The organism is Micromonospora sp. RL09-050-HVF-A (genome assembly GCF_019374995.1).
Lineage (GTDB): Bacteria > Actinomycetota > Actinomycetes > Mycobacteriales > Micromonosporaceae > Micromonospora > Micromonospora antibiotica.
The window spans coordinates 2,227,213-2,246,124 of the sequence record NZ_JAGKQP010000002.1 but is presented as its reverse complement, the minus strand read 5'-3'; the positions used below and the strand labels follow the sequence as shown (position 1 = coordinate 2,246,124).

Annotated in this window: 11 protein-coding genes and 2 pseudogenes; 8 read left to right on the top strand and 5 right to left on the bottom strand. The window is 73.4% G+C overall.

Going from position 1 to position 18,912, the window contains the following annotated elements:
- Positions 1-91 precede the first annotated feature (91 nt).
- Positions 92-583 carry a GNAT family N-acetyltransferase gene (locus J7462_RS09540; protein WP_219463596.1) on the bottom strand — a complete coding sequence of 164 codons (492 nt, stop codon included), beginning with the start codon at positions 581-583 and terminating at the stop codon, positions 92-94.
- 85 nt (positions 584-668) lie between these two features.
- Here J7462_RS09540 and wrbA point away from each other — a divergent pair, with 85 nt between their 5' ends.
- The gene (wrbA, locus tag J7462_RS09535) at positions 669-1,286 is read left to right on the top strand and encodes an NAD(P)H:quinone oxidoreductase (RefSeq protein ID WP_208569787.1); all 618 of its coding nucleotides are present in this window, start codon (positions 669-671) and stop codon (positions 1,284-1,286) included.
- A 134-nt stretch (positions 1,287-1,420) separates the two neighbouring features.
- On the opposite strand, the pseudogene J7462_RS09530 reads toward wrbA, so the two are convergent.
- Positions 1,421-3,339, bottom strand: a pseudogene (locus J7462_RS09530) (anthranilate synthase family protein).
- A gap of 230 nt (positions 3,340-3,569) precedes the next feature.
- Here J7462_RS09530 and J7462_RS09525 point away from each other — a divergent pair.
- From J7462_RS09525 to J7462_RS09515, 3 genes are all read left to right on the top strand, one after another.
- Positions 3,570-4,997, top strand: coding sequence for an FGGY family carbohydrate kinase (locus J7462_RS09525; protein ID WP_219463594.1), 1,428 nt, complete (start codon positions 3,570-3,572; stop codon positions 4,995-4,997).
- Between the two features lie 69 nt (positions 4,998-5,066).
- Positions 5,067-7,625: a nitrate- and nitrite sensing domain-containing protein gene (locus tag J7462_RS09520; RefSeq protein ID WP_308290844.1), complete on the top strand. Its 2,559-nt coding sequence runs from the start codon at positions 5,067-5,069 to the stop codon at positions 7,623-7,625.
- A gap of 5 nt (positions 7,626-7,630) precedes the next feature.
- Positions 7,631-8,044, top strand: a complete 414-nt coding sequence (locus tag J7462_RS09515; protein ID WP_208569834.1) for a roadblock/LC7 domain-containing protein — start codon at positions 7,631-7,633, stop codon at positions 8,042-8,044.
- Positions 8,045-8,131: 87 nt separating this feature from the next.
- On the opposite strand, the gene J7462_RS09510 is transcribed toward J7462_RS09515, so the two are convergent.
- On the bottom strand, positions 8,132-9,628 hold the full coding sequence (locus J7462_RS09510; protein WP_255597655.1) for a GH1 family beta-glucosidase: 1,497 nt from the start codon (positions 9,626-9,628) through the stop codon (positions 8,132-8,134).
- Between the two features lie 901 nt (positions 9,629-10,529).
- Here J7462_RS09510 and J7462_RS09505 point away from each other — a divergent pair.
- Complete coding sequence (locus tag J7462_RS09505) at positions 10,530-13,427, top strand: glycoside hydrolase family 48 protein (RefSeq protein ID WP_219470179.1); 2,898 nt, start codon at positions 10,530-10,532, stop codon at positions 13,425-13,427.
- A 344-nt stretch (positions 13,428-13,771) separates the two neighbouring features.
- Here the strand turns inward: J7462_RS09505 and J7462_RS09500 are convergent, their stop codons facing one another.
- Entirely contained in the window at positions 13,772-14,395 is a 624-nt protein-coding gene (locus J7462_RS09500) for a DUF3159 domain-containing protein (protein ID WP_219470176.1), read from the bottom strand.
- A gap of 383 nt (positions 14,396-14,778) precedes the next feature.
- Here J7462_RS09500 and J7462_RS09495 point away from each other — a divergent pair, with 383 nt between their 5' ends.
- Both J7462_RS09495 and J7462_RS09490 read left to right on the top strand, forming a co-directional pair.
- Positions 14,779-15,666, top strand: a complete 888-nt coding sequence (locus tag J7462_RS09495) for a phosphatase PAP2 family protein (RefSeq protein ID WP_219463591.1) — start codon at positions 14,779-14,781, stop codon at positions 15,664-15,666.
- 13 nt (positions 15,667-15,679) lie between these two features.
- Positions 15,680-16,378, top strand: coding sequence for a maleylpyruvate isomerase N-terminal domain-containing protein (locus J7462_RS09490; RefSeq protein ID WP_219470174.1), 699 nt, complete (start codon positions 15,680-15,682; stop codon positions 16,376-16,378).
- Positions 16,379-16,660: 282 nt separating this feature from the next.
- Here J7462_RS09490 and J7462_RS09485 read toward each other — a convergent pair.
- Positions 16,661-17,758: pseudogene (locus tag J7462_RS09485) on the bottom strand (low temperature requirement protein A); the annotation flags it as partial.
- Between the two features lie 134 nt (positions 17,759-17,892).
- Between J7462_RS09485 and J7462_RS09480 the strand changes: the two are divergent.
- A complete protein-coding gene (locus J7462_RS09480) occupies positions 17,893-18,912 on the top strand; it encodes an LLM class F420-dependent oxidoreductase (RefSeq protein ID WP_219463589.1) in 1,020 nt (339 codons plus the stop codon).

The window sequence follows — 18,912 nt, the reverse complement described above, 5'->3', positions numbered from 1 at the left end:
ATCGCGTTCCCGTCCGTGCGTGGGAGCGTTCCCGGGCGGAACTTGCGGAAATCTTGAGCTGCGGCCGAAACTCTCGGTGTCGCCGGCCGGTCTAGTCGAGCCGGCGGTGCATCACCAGCAGGTCGACCAGGCCGAGGTCGGGATGGCGGAAACCCTCCGGGACCCGGCCGACCACGGCGAATCCCAGCGACTGCCACAGCGCCACCGCCCGGGTGTTGCTGGCCACGACCGCGTTGAACTGCATCGCCCGGTAGCCGTCGCGCCGGGCCAGCTCCAGCACGTACACCCCGAGGGCCCGGCCGACGCCGCGACCCGCCGCCGTCGGCGCGACCATGAAGCTGGCGTTGGCCACGTGGTCGCCCGGCCCTTCCTGGTTGGCGACCAGCTTCGCCGTCCCCAGGACCGTCCCGTCGTCGTCCACCGCGACCACCGTCCGACCGGGTGGGACGACCAACCACCGTCGGCGGGCGTCGTCCGCACTCACGTCACGCGGCCAGGTGTACGTCTGCCCTGCGGCGACGATCTCGCGCAGGAAGGACCAGATCGCGGGCCAGTCCCCGGCGGTGGCGGCGCGCAGCTGCATGTCCGGATCATGCCACGCGGGAACGTTTGACCCGGCAACCACCGGGTAGTCGCGGGAGCTGACCCGAACCGAGGAGGACACAGGAATGGACGGCCAGGTCAAGGTAGCGGTCATCTACTACAGCGCGACCGGCATCACCTACCAGATGGCGCAGGCGGCCTGTGAGGCCGCCGGTGAGGCGGGAGCCGAGGTGCGCCTGCGCAAGGTGCGGGAGTTGGCGCCCGACGAGGCGATCCGCTCGAACGCGGGCTGGCAGGCGCACCGGCTGGAGACCCAGGACGTGATGGAGGCCGAGATCGACGATCTGGCCTGGGCCGACGTGGTGATCTTCGGTAGCCCCACCCGGTACGGCATGATCGCCGCCCAGCTCAAGCAGTTCATCGACACCACCGGCCCGCTCTGGGCCAACGGTGCGCTGGCCGACAAGGTCTACAGCGGCTTCACCTCCACCGCCACCTCGCACGGCGGGCAGGAGTCGACCCTGCTGTCGCTGTTCACGATCTTCTACCACTGGGGTGGTGTGGTGGTCACCCCCGGCTACACCGACCCGAGTCAGTTCGTCGCCGGCAACCCGTACGGCGCGTCGCACACCAGCAACAACGGGGAGATCGCCCCGGACCACGTGGCGCTCGCGGCCACCGCGCTGACCGCCAAGCGGGCGGTCCGCATCGGCGCCGCCGTCAAGCGCGGCCTGGCCGGCTGAGCCCCGGCGGACCAGACCGAGCCGGCGGACCAGGTCGACCCGCCGGACCGGACCGGCGGGTGGGGCAGTGCCGGCGGGTGGGCGGTGGATCGGACGGGTCGCCAGCACCGTCCGATCCACCGCCCACCGCCGCACTACCCGCCCACCGGGTCGCCGTGCGCCGCCAGCGCCGGCCGGGCCAGGAGTTGACCCAGCAGCTCGGCCAGGACCGCCAGGCCGTCCCGGCTGAGCACCGACTCCGGATGGAACTGCACCCCGGCGAAGGTCGTCCCACGCAGCGCGTGCACCGACCCGTCGGCCGGGTCCCGGGCCAGCTCCACCGGGCCGTACGGCGAGCCGATCCGGTCGGTGGCCGCCCGGGCGGTGAACGTCGAGTAGAAACCCACCCGACGTGGCACCCCGAACAGCGACACCTGCCGTTGCAGGCCCTGGTAGGGCGCGGCCCGGCGGTGCAGCGTCAATCCGAGCAGCCCGCTGAGCAGCTGGTGACCCAGGCACACCGCCAGGGTGGGCCGGTCCGCGTCCAGCCGCCGGGTCAGCAGCCCGCGCAGGGCCGCCATCTTCGGGTCGTCGACCGCGCCCGGGTCACCCGGTCCGGGGCCGACCACCACCAGGTCGTATCCGTCGGTGCGGCCGGGGGTGTGCCAGGGCCGCACGTCCACCGTCAGGCCCAGCGCCCGCAACTGGTGGGCGAGCATTCCGGTGAAGGTGTCCTCCCCGTCGACCACCAGCGCCCGCCGGCCCGCCGCCCCGGGCAGCACCACCGCGCCGGGGCCCGCTGGTCGAGCCAGAACCGGGCCAGCGGGTCGTTGCGGGCGGCGAGCACCGCCCGTACCTGCGGATCGTCGGCCCACCGCACCGGCGGGTACGCACCGACCGTCGCCGCCTGCGGGCCCAGCCCCAACGCGGCGAGCACCCCGGCGGCCTTGGCGTGCGTCTCGGCGACCTCACCGGCGGCGGTGGAGTGCCGCACCAGGGTCGCCCCGACCGGCACCCGCAGCCGCCCGGCGGGGGAGATCTCGGCGGTCCGGATCAGGATCGGCGCGTCCAACGTCTGCCGGCCCTCGGCGTCGCGGCCCAGCAGCGCCAGCACCCCGGAGTAGTACCGCCGGCCGGTAGGTTCGTGCCGGGCGATCACCCGGCAGGCGTTCTGCATCGGGCTGCCGGTCACCGTCGGGGCGAACATCGTCTCGCGCAGCACCTCCCGGACGTCGCGGGTGCCCCGACCGGCCAGCAGGTACTCGGTGTGCGCCAGGTGCGACATCTCCTTGAGGTACGGCCCGACCACCTGCCCGCCGTGCTCGGCCACCCCGGCCATCATCTTCAGTTCCTCGTCGAGGACCATGTACAGCTCCTCGACCTCCTTCGGGTCGTGCAGGAACCGCAGCAGCGCGTCCCGGTCGGCGGCCGTCCCGGTGTGCCGGAAGGTGCCGCTGATCGGGTTCATCATGACCAGGCCGTCGTCGACGCTGACGTGCCGTTCCGGGCTCGCGCCGACCAGGGTCCGGGTGCCGGTGTGCACCAGGAACGTCCAGTACGCGCCTCGCTCGTCGCGTAGCAGCCGGCCCAGCGCCGCCAGCGCGGCACCCAACGGGGTGCCCCGTACGGTGGCGTGCAGGGTGCGGTGGATGACGAAGTTCGCCCCCTCGCCCCGGCCGATCTCCTCGGCCAGCACCCGGTCGACGATCCGGGCGTACTCGTCGTCGTCGACGTCGAAGGCGGCGTCGCGGGTGACCACCGGTCCGGTCGGCAGGGCGGCGAGCAGGTCGGCCAGCGGCAACGCGACGTGCGACTCGACGGTCAGGTACTCCAGCGGGACGCCGTCGTCCACACACGCGAAGCCCCGTTCGGCGATCTGCCGGTAGGGCACCAGCGCCAGCGTCCGGGGGCCCGGACCGCCCTCGGGCAGCGGCAGTTCGGCGAGGTGGTCGGCGACGCCCACCGGGCCGGTGAACAGGTCGACGTGGTCGACGCCGTCGCGGCGGACCAGCGCGAACGGGCCGGGGTCCCCGCCGTCGGCGAGGACGGCGAGCAGGTCGTACGGGTGGTTCATCGGGTTCTCCTCGTCGGCCGGGCCGCCTCGTCGTCGGGCGGCCCCGGTGCCGGGGAGATAACCGTCGGCCGCCTCGTCGGGGCGGCCGCGTGAGAGCTACGCGCGGGGGATGGCCGCCGGGTCGGCGGGCCACCAGCAGGTCAGGTGCGCGAGCATGCCCCCACCCTAGGCGGTGCGGGGACGACGGGGAAGGGCGTTCCCACCCGCAGCTGCGGGTAGCGTGATCCGCGATGAACATTCTCGCCCTCGACCTGGGCACCTCCTCGGTACGGGGACTGGTGCTCGACGCCGACGCCGACCCGCTGCCGGAAGCGTTGGCCCGCCGCAAGGTGCACCTGTCGGTCACCGGGGACGGCGCCGGCACCCTGGACGCCGCCGCCTACCTGGCCGGCCTGACCGAGTGTCTGGACGAGTTGGCCGCCGCCGGCCACCTGCGCGACGTGGGCCTGGTCGCGGTCTGCGCGCAGTGGCACTCGGTGCTGCCCCTGGACCGGGCCGGTGACCCGCTCGGCCCGGTCCTGACCTGGCTGGACACCCGGCCCGCAGCCGCCCCCGGCGCGAGCGGTCCGGCCGATCCGCAGGACTTCCACCGTCGTACCGGGGCGTGGTGGCATCGCTGTTACTGGTCGGTGCGGCTGCCCTGGCTGCGGGAACGCACGACCGGCGTGACCCGGTTCGCCGGCCTGGTCGAGTACGTCCTCGGCCAGTTGCTCGACGACGCGCCGATGTCGGTGTCGATGGCGTCCGGCACCGGCCTGCTCGACCTGCGCCGCCTCGACTGGGACGACGAGGCCGTCGCGTTGGCCGGGGTCCGCCCGGGTGAGCTTCCCGAGTTGGCCCCGATGGGCTGGCACGGTCGGCTGCGGGCCGGGCACGCCCGGCGGTGGCCGCAACTCGCCGCGGCGGACTGGGCCGCGCCGGTCGGTGACGGGGCCGCCTCCAACGTCGGCTCGGGCTGCGTGGACCCCCGCCGGGCGGCGGTCACCGTCGGCACCTCCGCCGCGGTACGGCTGGTCCAGCGGGTCCCGGCAGGGACGGCGTTGCCGCCCCTGCCCGCGTCGCTGTGGCGCTACCGGGTGGACCACGAGCACGTGGTGACCGGTGCGGCCTACTCGTCCGGCGGGAACCTGTTCGCCTGGGCGAACCGGGAACTGCGGCTGCCCGAGGGGGCCGAACTCGACGCGGCGCTGGCCCGGGTAGCGCCGGACGGCGTGCTCGCCGCGAACCCCCGGCTGGGTGGGGACCGGCCGCCCGGTCTGGCCCCGGCCGGCTCCGGTGAGCTGCACGGACTCAGCTTCTCCAGCACCGGGGTGGACATTCTCGCCGGGCTGATGACCGGGCTGTGCCGGATGGTCGCCGACGACCTCGCCGTGCTGGAGTCCGGTGTCGACGCACCCGTCGAGGTGGTGCTCGGCGGGGGAGCGGTGACCGCCTCCGCGTGGTGGCGTACGGCGTTCGCCGCCGCGCTCGCCCCGCGACCGGTCCGGCACCGCGCCGAGCGGGAGATCGGGGCAACCGGGGCCGCGCTGGTCGCGCTGGGTCGGGTGCCCGACGCGGACCGGCTCGCCGGCACCGGCCGTACGGAGGAGGACCCCTCGCCGACCTCGACCGTCGGGTCCGGCACGTCCGCCCGGTCGGATGCCCCGTCGACCCGTTGACACCGGTGTCTGGCCTGGTTGGATGGACCGGGCCACCCGTCGTGGGGACGGGGACCGAGGAGGCGAGACGTGGACGCAGGTCCCGACCCGACACCGAGCGCGGAGTCGCCGGGTCGGAACCGGTTCGACGAGCGGGTCGTGCCGCACCGGCGGCGTTCGCCGCTGCGGCTGCGGGACTGGCGGATGCGGACCAAGCTCGCCACCGTCCTGGTCATCCCGTCGGTGGCCTTCCTGGTGCTGGCCGGGGTGCAGACGGCGGGGCTGGTCGGGCGGACCACCGCGCTGAACGACTTCGCCCGGCAAGTCGGCATCGGCCAGCAGATCACCACCGTGGTGGACCGGCTCCAGCAGGAACGGGACCGCACCGCCGGTGAACTGGCGGCCCTGCGCCGCGCGGGCAACGCCGCCGACCGGGACGCCGCGCAGCTCGCCCTGCGGCCGTTGCACTCCGCCACCGACACGGCCATCGGTGCGTTGCGCGAGGCGGCCGGCCCGCTGGCCGACTCCGACGCCGCCTGGCAGGTCGCCTACGCCGAGGCGTTGGAGGCGTACGACCAGGTGGTCTACATCCGGGCGGCGGTGCCGCCGGCGGTGCTGAGCAGCGACACCATCCTGGGCAACTACCACCGGGCGGTGGAGGCGCTGCTCGGCCTGCTCGCCGAGCCCAACCCCGGGCCGGAGCGTCCGGAGTTGACCGACGCGGTGCTGCGTTACGTGCAGCTGGCCCGGGTCAAGGAGCTGTCGTCGCGGATCCGGGCCCAGCTGTACGCCGCCGGCCGGGCCGGCCGGTACGGCCTGGAGGACCAGGTGAACCTGACCGACCTGCGGGCCCAGCAGTTGGCCGCGTTGGGCGCGTTCCGGGTCGCCGCGACCACCGGCCAGATCCAGGCGTACGACCGGACCTCCCGGCAGGGGGCGTTCGTCGACGCCACCCGGTTGGAGGAGAAGAGCATCACCACCGGCGGCACCGCCCTGCCCGCGGTGTTGCCCGCGAACCAGTGGTGGACGGTCAGCGAGCAGCGGCAGGCGCTGCTGCGGCAGCTGGAGACCCGGGTCCTCGACGACGCGGTGGTCCGGGCCGACGAGGTCAGCGGCGCCCAGTTGCGCACCACCCTGCTGGTGCTCGGTGGCATCGTGGTGGTGCTCGCCCTGGCGGTGCTGCTGGCCGTGCTGATCGGTCGGTCGATCGCGAACTCGATGCAGCGGCTGCGTGACCAGGCACTGCGGATCGCCCAGGTCGAACTCCCGCACGCCCTGGACCGGCTGCGGGCCGTCGACGGCGGGGTGCCGAGGATCGACGTGCCGCCCGCCGTGGTGCGGTCCCTGGACGAGATCGGCGAGCTGGCCGAGGCGTTCGTGGCGGTGCACCGCAGCGCGGTCAGCGTCGCCGTGGAGCAGGCGGAGACCCGCCGTACCGTCAATGCGATGTTCGTGAACCTGGCCCGGCGCAGCCAGGTGCTGGTGGAGCGGCAACTGGAGCTGCTCGACGACCTGGAACGGGAGGAGGCCGACCCGGACCAGCTGGAGAACCTGTTCAAACTGGACCATCTGGCCGCCCGGATGCGCCGTAACGACGAGAGCCTGCTGGTGCTCGCCGGCACCGAGTCCACCCGCCGGTGGAACCGGCCGGTGCGGTTGGGTGCGGTGCTGCTCGCGGCGAGCGCCGAGATCGAGCAGTACCAGCGGGTCCGCCACGAGTCGGTGGCCGACCTCTACGTGGTCGGGCACGCCGTCGGTGAGCTGGTGCACCTGATGGCGGAGCTGCTGGAGAACGCGACTGCCTTCTCCCGGCCGGACACCGCGGTGCGGGTGAGCGCGTGGGCCGAGGGCGGCGGTGCGGTGGTGGAGGTCGCCGACGCCGGTCTCGGCATGAGCCCGGCGGCGTTGGCGCAGGCCAACGCGGTGCTGGCGGCACCACCGGCGGCGGACGTGGCGGCCATCGAGCGGATGGGTCACTTCGTGGTCAGCCACCTGGCCGCACGGCACGGCGTCGGGGTGCAGCTGGCCGCCCCGGGGCAGGGGCTGGTGGCGCGGATCGCGTTGCCGGCGAGCCTGCTCGCGCCGGCGCCCGCCGTGGAGCTGGACATGCCGGTCGGGCAGCGGGCCCTCACCACCGCGGTCACCGCCGCGCCCCGTCCCGTCGGGGCGTCGCGCCAGCCCGGTGCGGTCCACCCGGTCGACCTGCCGGTGGCCGGCCGGCCACCGCAGCAGTGGCCGGGGGTGCCGCAGCAGCGGCCCGACGCGCCGGCCCCGTTGCCGGTCCGCGCCGCGGACGTGCTGGCGCCGGTCGCTGCGCCCCCGGCCGACACCGGTGGCGGCTGGTGGTCCCGGCAGGGTCCGGCCCCGTCGTCGCCGGTGTCGCTGGGGGAGCGCACGCCGGCGCCGCCGCTCGTCCCGGTCACCGGCGGCACCAACGACCGGGGGCTGCCGGTGCGGGTGCCGATGGCCCAGCTGACCTCGGTGACGGAGCCGGCCCGGCCGGCGGCCCGGGTACGCGAGGACCTGGACCCGGAGGCGGTGGGCGGGATGCTGTCCCGGCTCTACAGCGGCGTGCGCCGTGCCGAGGCCGAGGAGACCACCGAGTTAATCTTGCCGCCGGGTGTGCGCAGCGAAGGAGGACGACAGTGATGACGCTGAGTCAGGAGGCGCGTGACCTGAACTGGTTGGTCAACGCGTTCGCGGAGCGGGTGCCGGGTGTGGCGCACGCGGTGGTGGTCTCCTCGGACGGTCTGCTGGTCGCGATCTCGGCGCAGTTGCCCCGGGACCACGCGGACAAGTTGGCCGCGGTCACCTCGGGGTTGATGAGCATCACCGCGGGTGCGGCCCAGATGTTCGACGGCGACATCGTCAAGCAGACGGTGGTCGAGATGGGGCGGGGCTACTTCCTGGTCATGCAGATCCGTGACGGCTCGATCCTGGCCACCCTGGCCGGCGCGGACGCGGACATCGGCGTGGTGGGCTACGAGATGGCCCGGCTGGCCAAGCAGGCCGGCGAGATGCTGACCCCGGCGCTGCGCGCGGAACTCCAGCAGGCACTGCCCCGCTGACGGTCGGTCGGGTGCCGGGCCGGACCGCCCCCACGCGGTCCGGCCGTGCCGGTGGTGCCCCGGTCGCCGGGTTACCGGTCGGCGTCTCTACAGGCCGTTGTCCCGGATGACCTGGCGGTACCAGTGGGCGCTGCGCTTCAGGACGCGCCGCTGGGTCGGGTAGTCCACATAGACCAGCCCCCAGCGCTGGTCGTACCCCTCGGCCCATTCGAAGTTGTCCAGCAGCGACCAGACGTGGTAGCTCTCCAGCGGTACGCCGTCGGCGATGGCCCGGTGGGCGGCGGTGAAGTGGTCGCGCAGGAAGGCGATCCGGCCGGCGTCGTCGACGGTGCCGTCCGGGCCGAGGGTGTCGGGGCAGGGCAGTCCGTTCTCGGTGACGGTGATCGGGATCGGGCCGTAGTCGCGGGTGACCCGGGTCAGGGTGTCGTACATGCCCTGCGGGTAGATCTGCTGCCAGTCCGCCTCGCTGGTGGGCCAGCGGGTGACGGTGTTGCCGTTGCCGGTCAGGTAGAGCGGGGTGTAGTACTGCACCGCGAGCAGGTCCACCGGGGTGGAGATGATTCCCAGGTCGCCGTCGTGGATGCCTTTGACCATCCGGCTGTCCGGGCCGAGGTCGGCCAGTACGTCGGCCGGGTAGGCCCCGGTGAGGATGGAGTCCAGGTAGAGGCGGTTCTCGTACCCGTCGTGCAGCGTGGCGGCGGAGGCCGCGGCGGGGCTGTCGTCGGCGGGGTAGCACGGGTGCAGGTTGAGCGCCGGGCCGATGCGGGTGTCGTAGCCGGTGGCACGCAGCGCGCGGACGGCGAGGCCGTGGGCGAGCTGGAGGTGGTGGGCGACCAGGTAGGCGGCGTCGGCGTCCTGTCGGCCGGGGGCGTGGTGGCCCCAGAGGTAGCCGTTCTGCACCACGGTCTTGGGTTCGTTGATGGTCAACCAGACCGGCACCTGGTCGCCGATGCCCCGGAAGACCGCGTCGGCGTAGTCGGCGAACCGGTGGGCGGTGTCCCGGTTCTCCCAGCCGCCCTCGTCCTGCAACGCCTGCGGCAGGTCCCAGTGGAAGAGGGTGACCATCGGGGCGATGCCGCGTTCGTGCAGTCCGTCGACGAGCCGCTTGTAGAAGTCGAGCCCGCGCTGGTTGGGCTTGCCGGTGCCGTCGGCCTGGATCCGGGGCCAGGAGACGGAGAACCGGTAGCTGCGCAGCCCGAGGTCGCGCATCAGGTCCAGGTCGTCGGCCCAGCGGTGGTAGTGGTCGGCGGCCACGTCACCGGTGTCGCCGTTGTGGGTGCGTCCGGGGGTGTGACTGAAGGTGTCCCAGACCGACTCGCCCCGGCCGTCCTCCTTGGCGGCGCCCTCGATCTGGTAGGCCGAGGTGGCGGCACCCCAGCCGAAGTCGTGGGGGAACCGCAGCCGCTCCGTGGCGGGGTCGGGCGCCGGATCGCCACCCTTCGGCGTGTCGCAGCCGGCGGCCAGGGTGCCGGTGGCCGCGACCAGGCCACCGGCACCGGTGGCGGCGGTGAGCCCGGCGCCGGCGGTGGCGGTGGCGGAGAGCGCGGCGCGGCGCAGCAGGCGTCGCCGGGTGAGTATCGACATGGATGTTTCTCCTCAGGGTGCGGGCCACCCCGACGGCCGGGAGCGCTCCCAGCGCGGGCGTGCGACGGCCCGGCCGCCTCGGGGCGGGCCGCCAGCCTAGAGGGCCGCGCGTGGGCGGCCGGGATGGGGAATCGGGAGTGTGACGGGCGCCGTCGTGGGGACGGTCGGCCCAACTGCCGAGGGGCAGATAGCGATCGAGGCCGGCCGGGCGGCGCGCACGCCTGACCCGTCGGCCTCTTTTCCCGTCGAGTACGGGGGTTTAGTGTGGGGACGGGGGAGGGCAACCCCCGTCCCCACCTGTGTTGCACACACGCACGCTCGAATTGGCGTCCGGCCGTGCGTGTCGCGCGGGAGCCGGGCCACGCGAGTGGCTCTGGTTCCACCTCCCTCCGTGATGGTGGGATGATGGCTGGCGACGGTGTCCGGGCTGGCCCGTCGTCAGCCTTTCGGGCTGAACCCCGTGGTCGGGCGACCACGGTTCTGACCTTCACTTGTTGCATCTCCGTCGATGGAAGCGCTCCCATCGGCGATGCTGCGACTGTAACGCCCGTCACGGCTTTGTGAAAGCCCCTAAACGAGATCGAAACATCGACCTGCGTTTCGATACTGGTAGTTGTCGTGGGAGCGCTTCCATGGCACACTGTCGAATCAACGCAGCGGAGCCAAACACGCGCGAGTGATGGGTCGCCGAGGGCATCCGGGTCTCCCGGACGGCACCCGAAGGAACGGCACGGCCGGCCTGCTCGGCCGTACCCCGTCCCTGCCCCGGCCCACCGGCCGGACCGACCACCATTCCGGCGCCTCCGTCCCCCCGCGCACCCCTGTATCCGCGCGTGGAGGTGCCTCCGCCGGGGCCCGCAGCCCCGGCCCGGTCCGAGGAGACACCGCGCACATGAGACTCATGGCAAGACGTCGCCGCACGGCGATGCTCGCCGCCACCGCACTCGCCATCGGCGGGGTGGGCCTGCCGGCCAGCGCGGCCCAGGCCGCGCCGGCCTGCGACGTGGTCTACGCCACCAACGACTGGGGCAGCGGCTTCACCGCGAACGTCACCATCAAGAACATGGGTGACGCGCTCAGCAGCTGGTCGCTCAAGTGGACCTTCCCGAACAGCAGCCAGCGGGTCACCCAGGGCTGGTCGGCGAAGTGGAGCCAGAGCGGCAGCGAGGTCACCGCCACCAACGAGTCCTACAACGGCAACATCGGGACCGGGGCCTCCACCACCATCGGGTTCAACGGCTCCTACTCGGGCAGCAACCCGAAGCCGACGTCGTTCACCCTCAACGGCACCCCGTGCAACGGCACCCCGGCCAACCAGCCGCCGACGGTCTCCCTCGGTGTGCCCGCCGGCCCGTTCACCGCGCCGGCCGACGTGCCGCTGACCGCCACCGCCAGCGACCCGGACGGGACGATCAGCAAGGTCGAGTTCTACCGCAACGGCATGCTGGTCAACACCGACACCTCCGCGCCGTACGCGTACACGCTGACCTCGCTGCCGTCCGGCAGCTACACGGTCCAGGCCAAGGCGTACGACAACGCCAACGGCATCGGCGTGGCGGAGAAGTCGTTCACCGTCAACCCGGCCACCGGCCCGGCGCTGGTCGCCACGCCGTCCACGGTGAGCGTCAACGAGGGTGGCAGCACCACCTTCAACCTCAAGCTCAGCGCCGCGCCCTCGGGCAACGTGCCGGTCGCCATCACCCGTGCCGGTGACACCGACATCACGGTCTCGCCGGCCAGCGTCACGCTGACCCCGAGCAACTGGAACACCGGGGCCACCGTCACGGTCGCCGCGGCGGAGGACACCGACACCGCCGGTGGCACCGCCACCATCACCGCGGCCGGCACCGGGGTCTCCTCGGTGGTGGTCACCGCCACCGAGATCGACAACGACACCCCCGGCGGGGACAACGCCTACGTGGCGAAGTTCCTCGACCAGTACGGCAAGATCAAGAACTCGGGCTACTTCAGCCCCGAGGGCGTGCCGTACCACTCGATCGAGACGCTGATCGTCGAGGCGCCCGACCACGGCCACGAGACCACCTCCGAGGCGTTCAGCTACTGGCTGTGGCTGGAGGCCTACTACGGCCGGGTCACCCAGAACTGGGCCCCGTTCAACAACGCCTGGACGGTGATGGAGAAGTACATCATCCCGTCGCACGCCGACCAGCCCACCGCGGGCGTCGCCGGCACCCCGCAGTACGCCTCCGAGTACAACCTGCCCAGCCAGTACCCGTCGGCGCTGAACGCCAGCGTCCCGGTCGGCCAGGACCCGCTGCGCTCGGAGCTGCAGTCCACCTACGGCACCGGCGACATCTACGGCATGCACTGGCTGATGGACGTCGACAACACCTACGGCTTCGGCCGCTGCGGTGACGGCACCACCAAGCCGGCCTACATCAACACCTTCCAGCGGGGCACCCAGGAGTCGGTGTGGGAGACCATCCCGCAGCCCTCCTGCGACACCTTCAAGCACGGCGGCCAGTACGGCTACCTCGACCTGTTCGTCAAGGACTCGGGTGCCCCCGCCAAGCAGTGGAAGTACACCAACGCCCCGGACGCCGACGCCCGCGCCGTGCAGGCCGCGTACTGGGCGCTGACCTGGGCCAAGGCGCAGGGCAAGCAGGCCGACGTCGCGGCCACCGTGGCCAAGGCCGCCAAGATGGGCGACTACCTGCGGTACGCGATGTTCGACAAGTACTTCAAGAAGATCGGCAACTGCGTCGGGGCCAGCACCTGCGCCGCCGGCACCGGCAAGGACTCGGCGCACTACCTGCTGTCCTGGTACTACGCCTGGGGTGGCGCGTACGACGCCAGCGCGGGCTGGTCCTGGCGGATCGGTTCCAGCCACAACCACTTCGGCTACCAGAACCCGTTCGCGGCCTGGGCGATGACCAACATCAGCGAGCTCAAGCCGAAGTCCCCGACCGCGGTCGCGGACTGGCAGAAGAGCTTCGACCGGCAGCTGGAGTTCTACACCTGGCTCCAGTCCGCCGAGGGCGGCATCGCCGGTGGCGCCACCAACAGCTGGGACGGTAGTTACGCCCAGCCGCCGGCCGGCACCGCCACCTTCTACGGCATGTTCTACGACGTCGACCCGGTCTACAACGACCCGCCGTCGAACCAGTGGTTCGGCATGCAGGTCTGGTCGATGCAGCGCATCGCCGAGCTGTACCTGGAGACCGGCAACACCAAGGCCAAGGCGCTGCTCGACAAGTGGGTGCCGTGGGCGATCGCCAACACCAAGCTGGGCACCAACTGGGCGGTTCCGTCCGAGCTGAAGTGGACGGGCCAGCCCGCCAACTGGAACCCGAGCAGCCCGGCGTCCAACACCGGCCTGCACGTCGAGGTCAGCTCCACGGGTCAGGACGTCGGCGTCACCGGCTCCCTCGCCCGGACCCTGATCGCGTACGCGGCCAAGTCCGGCAACACGCAGGCCAAGACCACCGCGAAGGGTCTGCTGGACGCGCTCTCGGCGGCCAGCGACAGCAAGGGTGTGTCGACGACGGAGACGCGCGGCGACTACAAGCGCTTCGACGACGTCTACAACGCCGCCGACGGTCAGGGCCTCTACGTGCCGCCGGGCTGGACCGGGAAGATGCCCAACGGCGACACCATCGCCGCCGGCAAGAGCTTCCTGGACATCCGGTCGTTCTACAAGAACGACCCGGACTGGCCGAAGGTCGACGCGTACCTCAAGGGCGGCCCCGAGCCGACGTTCAACTACCACCGGTTCTGGGCCCAGTCCGACATCGCCATGGCGTACGCGGACTACGGGATGCTCTTCCCGAACGGCTGAGTTGACCCTGCCGGGTGGGTGGCGCGGCGCCGCCCACCCGGAGGCCGACCGGGCCCGGGGGAGCGGACGCCCGGTCGGCGGGCGGCCTGATTCCCACGGTCAGGCCGGGGGTGGGTCGACCGTCCGGCCGACGCAGCGGAACGGCCGGCCCACCCCACCATCCCCTTTCCCGCTCCGGCGGGAAAGGGCTGTGAAAAAAGAGGGCGCGCGGGATAACGCGACGCCACCTGACGGAGTACCGTGTTGATCGGAGAGGCCGCTCCCCCCGTGGCGGCCTCTCCATTAACGTCTCCACCCCTGACCACACCTCAGCCCCCGGCCGTCGGCCGTGGCCCGGCCGCGCCTCAGCCCTCCGGCCGCGCCTCAGCGGGGTCCACCGGGTGTCGCAGCCCCGGATGACCGGTCGGTAGCGACCGGCGGATCACCACCCAGCTCACCGTCAGCGCCGCCGCCACCAGCGGCCAGGTCAGCGCGACCCGGGCCACGGTCAACGCGAGCACCTGCCCGCCCAGCCACAGCGGCAGGAACACCGCCACCCGCACGACGTACGTCGCCGCCCACACCCAACTGCCCCGCCCGTACGCCCGCAGCAGCGCCGGGTCGCGCCGCCACCGCCCGCGCTGGCGCAACGCCGCCCCGACGACCACCCCGAGCAGCGGCCGGCGTACCACGATGCTCACCATCCAGACCAGCGCGCTGGCGAGGTTGGAGAAGACCTGCACCGCGAAGAAGTCGGCGGCCCGGCCGGTGCGCAACGCCACCACCGCGGCCAGGCAGACCGCCAGCAGTCCGATCAGCACCGCCCGGGGACGGTCCCCGCGCCGCCACCGCCACAACGCCACCGCCGTACCGGCCAGCACGGCCACGGCGACCCCGCCGACGACGGACCGTCCGGTGGCCAGCCAGCCGATGGTGAACGCGACCGGCGGCAGGGTCGCGTCGACCGCGCCACCGCGCCCACCGAGCAGACCGGCCAACGAATCTCCCTGCTCCGGCGGCTGCGGTGCCGGCCCGTGCGGTGCCGGCCCGTGCGGTGCCGGCCCGTGGGGTGCCGGCCCGTGCGGTGCCGGCCCGTGCGGTGCCGCCGGGTCCCCGGCCGGCGGTGGTGCGGCGGTCGGCTGGCCGGTCGCCGTGGGCGCGGCGGCGGACCGTCCGGCCGGCGGGTTCCCGGCCGGTGGCTGCGGGGACGGCCCGTGCGGCGGCGGTGCCGGCGGGTCCCCGGACGGCGGCTGCCGGGTCGATCGTCCGTGCTGCGGTGTGCCGGTCACCGTCACCTCCCGTGGTCCCGTGTCAAGGTATCCGGGTCGAGCCGGTGGGCCCCCGCGCGACGTGCCGGTCATGCCGCTACGGTGTGCGGGTGCGAGCGACGGCAAGGGGTTGGACCGCGGTCTGGTTGGTCGTGCTGGCGTTGGCCCAGACGGCGGCCTTCCTGCTGGTGTGGCGGTTCGCCGTGCACACCGGCACCGGGCAGTGGCTCGACACGGTCGCGTTGACCGGCAACCGGATCGGCCAGGACCGCATCGACGGGCTGGTCAACCGGATCCTCAACGCCATGTCGGTGGTCTCCCTGCTGGCGGCCATGGTGGTGATCTTCTTCATCGCCCTGATCCGGGGCCGCAAGGCGCTCGCCATCTCGGCCACCCTGCTGATCGCCGGGGCGAACGTCACCACCCAGGTGCTCAAGTACGTCATCGACCGACCCGCGCTCGGCATCGACCCGCAACGCGACGCGGTCGGCAACAGCCTGCCCAGTGGACACACCACCATCGCCGCCTCGGTGGCGCTGGCGCTGATCCTGGTGCTGCCGGCCAAGGTGCGCGTCCTCGGGGCGTTCCTCGGCACCGCGTACGCGGCCGTCGCCGGGGTCGCCACCCTCTCCGCCGGCTGGCACCGGCCCAGCGACGCGATCGCCGCGTTCCTGGTGGTCGGGGCCTGGGCGGCGTTGGCCGGGCTGCTCCTGCTGATCTTCCAGCACGAGCAGGCGCAGGTCGCTCCCGACGACGCCCACAAGGTGGCCGCCAGCGTGCTCGGCATCGGCGGTCTGCTCGCCGTCCTCGGCTGCGGCATCGCCCTGTCCGGCCTGCTCGACCAGCAGCAGACGCCGGTGGACGAGCTGACCCGCCGCACCCTGTTCATCGGGTACGCCGGCAGCGCCGCCGGGATCGCCGGCACCATGGGGGTGGTGGCGGCGCTGGTGCTGCTGTCCGTGCACCGCCTGGTGCCCCGCTGGAAGGGTTGAGGACCTCCCGACCATGACGTCGCTGGCCGGTACGGCATTCCGAGTCGAATGTGCCCGGCTGGCCGTGGTCCTGGCCACGCTGACCGACGCGGACCTGGACCGGCCCACCCCGTGCCCGCCCTGGGCGGTCCGGGACCTCGTCGCCCACGTCCGCACGGGTGCCGGACGGCTGGTCGACATGCTCGCCGCGCCCGCGCCGCCGCGCGCCGAGGTGGACGCCGCCGGCTACTTCGGCCCGGCGAAGTTCACCCCCCAGGTCGACGCCGACCGGATCGCCAGCGCCCGGCGGGCGGCCCGCGATCCCGCCGCCCCGACCGGGTCCACGGAAGCGGTGACGACCGCCGCGGCCTTCACCGCCACCTGGCGGGCCACCGACGCGGCGGTGCGGGCGCAGCCCGCCGACCGGGTCGTCCGCACCCGCCACGGTGACCCGATGACGGTGCACGAGTTCCTGGTGACCCGCGTGGTGGAGGTCGGCGTGCACGGGCTGGACCTGGCGGTGGCGCTGCACCGCGAGCCGTGGCTCACCCCCGCCGCCGCGCGGGTGATCGCCGACCTGGTCACCGGGGGACGACCGGTCCCGGACGGGCTCGGCTGGGACCGTCTCACCCTGGTCCGCAAGACCACCGGCCGGGCCCCGCTCACCGTCGCCGAGCGGCGGATCGTCACGGCGCAACCCTGGCCCCACCTGTTCCTCACCGCCCCCACCTGACCCACCCCCGCGCTGCTGTGCCCCGCGCTGCTGGCTCCCGCTGCTGTGCCCCCGCGACTGTGCCCCGGTGATCAAGAGGTTCGCGTCAGTTCTGATCATCAACGTGACGCAAACTTCTTGATCACCGGGGTCAGGCCCACCCGGCGGGGCGGGTGGGGTGGGGTGGTTACAGGGGTGGGGCGGGGGGTTCCGGGGGGCGGCCCCGGCCCGGCGGGCGCCGGCCGCCGCGACCCCGCCGAGCACCAGCGCGGCCACCGTGGCGGAGACCAGCGGCACCACGTGCAGCAGCAGCGGGAAGAGCACGACCAGCAGCACCGCCGCGAGCCACCGCGACGGCGACACCCGGCCGAAGACCTCGTACTCGAAGCGGGCGCGGGCGAGCAGGAAGAGCACCGGGCCGCCCACCACCAGCACCACCCACGCCGCCTCCGGGGAGGTGAACGGGTGCTCGATGGTCAGCTCGTACCCGATCGCCGTACCGACCAGCCCCACCACCATCGCCAGGTGGGTGTCCGCCGCCGAGCGGCCGGTGTCCGACGGGTGCCGGGACCGCACCACCGCCTCGGCGAGCACCTGCCCGGCCCGCTGCACGTAGATCCGCCACAGCAGCACCGAGGTCACCAACGCCACCGCGAACGCGCCGGTCCGGGCCGGGTCGAACGGACCCGTGCTGTACGCCAGCCCGCCCACCAGGATCGTCTCGCCCAACGCGACCAGGAAGAACTGCTGGTACCGCTCGGCCAGGTGTTCCCCGGCGACGTCCCAGCGGCTCGCCCTCGACCGGCCCAGCCCCGGCACCGGCCACCCGAACCGGGCGGCCAGGTACTCCACGACCAGCGCCAGCGCCCAGAGCAGCCCCCGGGGGGTGGGCGACAGGAACGCCCCGGTCAGCCAGAGCACCCCGGTCGCGCCGAAGGTGACGAGCATGCGCAGCTTGAGCCGCCGGTACTCGTGGCTGCCGAGGGCCAGCAGCAGCAGACCCGGGCGGGACACCTGCGTCACCACGTACGCCACCGCGAACGCCAGCCCGGTGGAGGTGAACGCGTGGGGGATCGCCACCCCCATCACCATGCTGCCGATCAGGGCGGTGATCACCACGAACTGGAGCCAGCCGTGGTGCGGGTCGTACCGGCTGGTCGTCCACGCGGTGCCCTGCCAGACCGCCCAGAGCGCGAGCAGCAGCAGCAGCGTCTTGACGCCCCCGGTGACCGGGGACCAGCCGGTGGTGCCGCCGGGCTCCAGGGCCAGGTCCTCGAAGGCGCGGAACGAGATCCGGGTGAGCGCGAAGACGTACACCAGGTCGAAGAAGAGTTCCAGGAACGTGGCCCGCTGGGCCGATCCGGTACGCCGCAGCGGAGCGGCCTCCTCGCCGCCCGTCATAATCGTCGGCAGTCGCCGTCGGCCCGGCCCACCAGGGGTTCGTAACATCCCGGGCGGCTGCGGCGGCGGGCATCGCCGAATCCACCCCGGTGCCGGCCTTGTTCCGGCCGGGGCGAGCGGGCACGATCGACCGGATGACGAACCGATGGGGCTTCACCGTGCCGCTGACCGGTGTCCCGCTCGCCGAGCACGCGGCCGGCTACGCGGCCCTGGCAGAGGCCGGTTTCACCGACCTGTGGTCGTCGGAGGTCAACGGCACCGACGCGTTCACCCCGCTGGCGCTGGCCGCCGCCTGGCAACCCGGACTGCGGCTGGGCACCGCGATCACCCCCGCCTTCACCCGGGGGCCGGGCCTGCTAGCGATGAGCGCGGCGGCGCTGGCCGAGGCCGCCCCGGGCCGGTTCGCCCTCGGCATCGGCGCGTCCTCCCCGGTGGTGGTGGGGGACTGGAACGGCGTGCCGTACACCGAGCCGTTCCGGCGCACCCGCGACCTGCTGCGGTTCCTCCGGCCGGCGCTGCGGGGCGAGACGGTCGACGGGGCGTTCGACACGTTCCGGGTGCGCCGGTTCACCCTGGAACGCCCGCCGGCCAGCCCACCGCCGCTGCTGCTGGCCGCCCTGCGCCCGGGGATGCTGCGGCTGGCCGCCGCCGAGGCCGACGGGGTGATCCTCAACTGGCTGGCCGCCGACGACGTCGCGCAGGCCCTCGCCGAGCTGACCGGGCGCGGCCCCGGCTTCGAGGTGGTCGCCCGGATCTTCGTCTGCCCCACCGAGGACGCCGGCTACGCCCGTACCCTCGGCCGGCGGCTGATCACCAGCTACCTCACCGTCCCCGCGTACGCGGAGTTCCACCGTTGGCTGGGGCGGGAGGACGTGCTCGGCCCGGTCTGGGCGGCCTGGGCGGCAGGTGACCGGCGGGCCGCCGCCGCGGCCGTGCCCGACGAGGTGGTCGACGCGCTGATCCTGCACGGCTCGCCCGAGCACTGCCGCGACCAGGTCCGCCGCTACGCCGACGCGGGCGTGGACGTGCCGGTGCTGGCCCTGCTGCCCACCCCGGAGGTGACCGCCGGTGGGGCCGCCGCCCTGGGTGAGCTGATCAGCCGGCTGGGCCCGCCGTCGGCGGTGGACGCCGGGCGGCCGGCGGAACGGGGCTGA